The sequence below is a fragment of the Candidatus Magnetaquicoccus inordinatus genome, from assembly GCF_004217665.1.
Classification (GTDB): Bacteria; Pseudomonadota; Magnetococcia; order Magnetococcales; family Magnetaquicoccaceae; genus Magnetaquicoccus; species Magnetaquicoccus inordinatus.
On the sequence record NZ_RXIU01000349.1, the window covers coordinates 1 to 2302 of the forward strand.

3 protein-coding genes and 1 pseudogene are annotated in these 2302 nt (G+C 47.2%); 3 read left to right on the forward strand and 1 reads right to left on the reverse strand.

Going from position 1 to position 2302, the window contains the following annotated elements; all coding sequences use genetic code 11:
- Positions 1-89 precede the first annotated feature (89 nt).
- On the reverse strand, positions 90-1304 hold the full coding sequence (locus tag EJP87_RS15485; RefSeq protein ID WP_130472757.1) for a lytic transglycosylase domain-containing protein: 1215 nt from the start codon (positions 1302-1304) through the stop codon (positions 90-92).
- 25 nt (positions 1305-1329) lie between these two features.
- Here EJP87_RS15485 and EJP87_RS19100 point away from each other — a divergent pair.
- The 3 genes and pseudogenes from EJP87_RS19100 to EJP87_RS15505 form a co-directional block, all read left to right on the forward strand.
- Positions 1330-1446 (forward strand): annotated as a pseudogene (locus tag EJP87_RS19100) (addiction module protein); the annotation flags it as partial.
- Positions 1447-1745: 299 nt separating this feature from the next.
- On the forward strand, positions 1746-1994 hold the full coding sequence (locus EJP87_RS15500; protein ID WP_130472758.1) for an AbrB/MazE/SpoVT family DNA-binding domain-containing protein: 249 nt from the start codon (positions 1746-1748) through the stop codon (positions 1992-1994).
- A partial coding sequence (locus tag EJP87_RS15505; protein WP_130472759.1) for a type II toxin-antitoxin system PemK/MazF family toxin occupies positions 1991-2302 on the forward strand: 312 nt, incomplete at its 3' end. The genes EJP87_RS15500 and EJP87_RS15505, both read left to right, overlap by 4 nt.

The following is a 2302-nucleotide window of genomic DNA, read 5'->3' on the forward strand; positions in this document are numbered from 1 at the left end:
AACAGCGAATTGTGAAGAAACTGGGGAAAATAAACAAGAACTGTTATGGCAAGATAAAGAATACATTGTCAGAAATGTTTATCGAATAACTATACCGTTCCGAGTCGCAGATCGCCTGAAGCAGGGACATTTCGAAGAAACTCGCTGAGTGGCGCCAGACAAACTCCAGCCTTGCTGAAATGAAGAACAGCCCAGTTACCGGACTGATCTTTGACCAGGGTACCCCAATGGTCGCGTCCGCTGCCAAACATGGAGGCCTGGGGCGTGCAGAGAACCATCCCTTCGCGGAGTTGTCCACTTTGTAGCTGCTTGTCGAGCTTGTCTCGAGTAAGATGCTGATCCGATTTCAGGGCAACATTCGCCACGGTATCGGTGTTTCGGGTGACAAAGTCATAACAGTCATGGTCGCGGTAAACGTAATCGAGCCCCTCCCGTTCGTGCTTCAACCCATAGTGCAAGGCCTCAAGGCTTTTTCCAGAATACTGACTGAGATCGATTTCCGTAATGGACATTCCGGCTCGTCCGGTACCGGTTTTGATGCGTCGCCCGATGATGGCATCGGCTTGATCGGGAGTTTTCGCGATTTCTTGCCACACGGGATTTGTTAGAGAATCCATAATGGTTGACACATAATCCGTGGTCTCCGGAATAGAGGGGATGCGTCCGGAGATAAGGATCCCCTGATCGTCTCGGGAGAAGACCCGGCCTGGACCGGCATTATAGGCGGCCAAGGAAAGGGATAGGGCCCGATCAGGATCATCGGTGACTTGCTGAGCCTGTTCATAGAGTTCTTTCAGGTAATGCGTGGCCAAGAGCATGGCGATGTCCGGATCACAAAGAATGCGGCGAACCTCGCTGTCGGGTGCATCCGCTTGGATGAGTTTTTGAAGCGATTCCTGGTAGGGACGGAGTTCCGTTGTGATCGGACGACGGAGGATTTTTGCCGCTTGTTCCTTCGCTGTTGCAGGGATAAATTGCATGTACCCCATGGCTCCGCTGTGGCTATCGTTCATGTTCTTGCCACCGCAACTTTCCTTGGCGGCAACCGCGGCCAACACCCGGCTTGAGAGAGGGTGGTCTGCAGGCAGCCCCAGTGCAATGCGAGCCTGGTTGATTGCCTGATGCTGGGATGTCTCAACGCGGTAAATATCGCGAAGTAAGCCGGGAGAAGCACTCGACTGCTTGAGCATCCAGTACTGATCAAAATCGTGATCAATCATGTTCAGGAGAGCAGGACTCGGGACAAAGGCCAAGAGCTTATCGAGATGATCACGTCGACCAAAGTCTACTGCAAATTCCTTCATAAAGAAGTGAAGCGACTCGGCAGATGCCCCCAGTCCAGCTATCAACTCAATTTGGATGGAAGAAGCAAGTCGACGTCTGCAAAGTTACCGAGAGGGGACGGCGGACGTTGTTTCTTTTGAAGATATCTTTGGGAAATCATAATGAACATCGAGTTTATCAAGGAGGCAGAGAGTGAACTCAATGATGCGGTATTGTTCTATGAGTTAGAACAACGGGGATTGGGTAAGTGAATTCCCTCACAAGATATTGTATTCTATAGAAGTTGATAAAATCATGGTTTTGGCAATTTCTCATCAACACAGAAACCCTACTTATTGGCATAACCGCAAAGCCCTATAGCGGAACCAAAGCATTCTCATCACCACCATCAATAAATCATGTTTAGCTCTCTTTGAATCGTGGTATAATTATATTGTAATTACGAGAGAGAGGGGTAAGGCATGCAAACACACTTAATTACAATTGGTAATTCCAAGGGTCTTCGCTTTTCAAGAACACTTCTTGAGCAGTGCGGAATAATCGACGATGTTGAGCTCGATGTTAAGAATAACGAGATAATTATCAGAGCAAGCTCAAGGAAACCAAGAGAGGGATGGGAAAAGATGTTTAAGGATGCCTATTCAAAAGGCAAGCCAGAAATGCTGATACCTGAATCCATCGATCTCGATTGGAATGAGTTAGCAGAATGATCGCGCAATATGACGTCGTCCTTGTTTGCCTTGACCCAACGGTAGGAAAAGAAATCCAAAAAACAAGGCCATGTGTTGTGCTCACTCCCAAAGAAATGAATGTATATTCGTACACGATTATTGTTGCTCCCATGACAACGAAGGAACATCTCAACATTCCGACAAGGATTGGTACGGTTTTTAAATCTGTCGACAGTTGGATTGCGCTGGATCAAATAAGAACGATTGATAAACAGCGAATTGTGAAGAAACTGGGGAAAATAAACAAGAACTGTTATGGCAAGATAAAGAATACATTGTCAGAAATG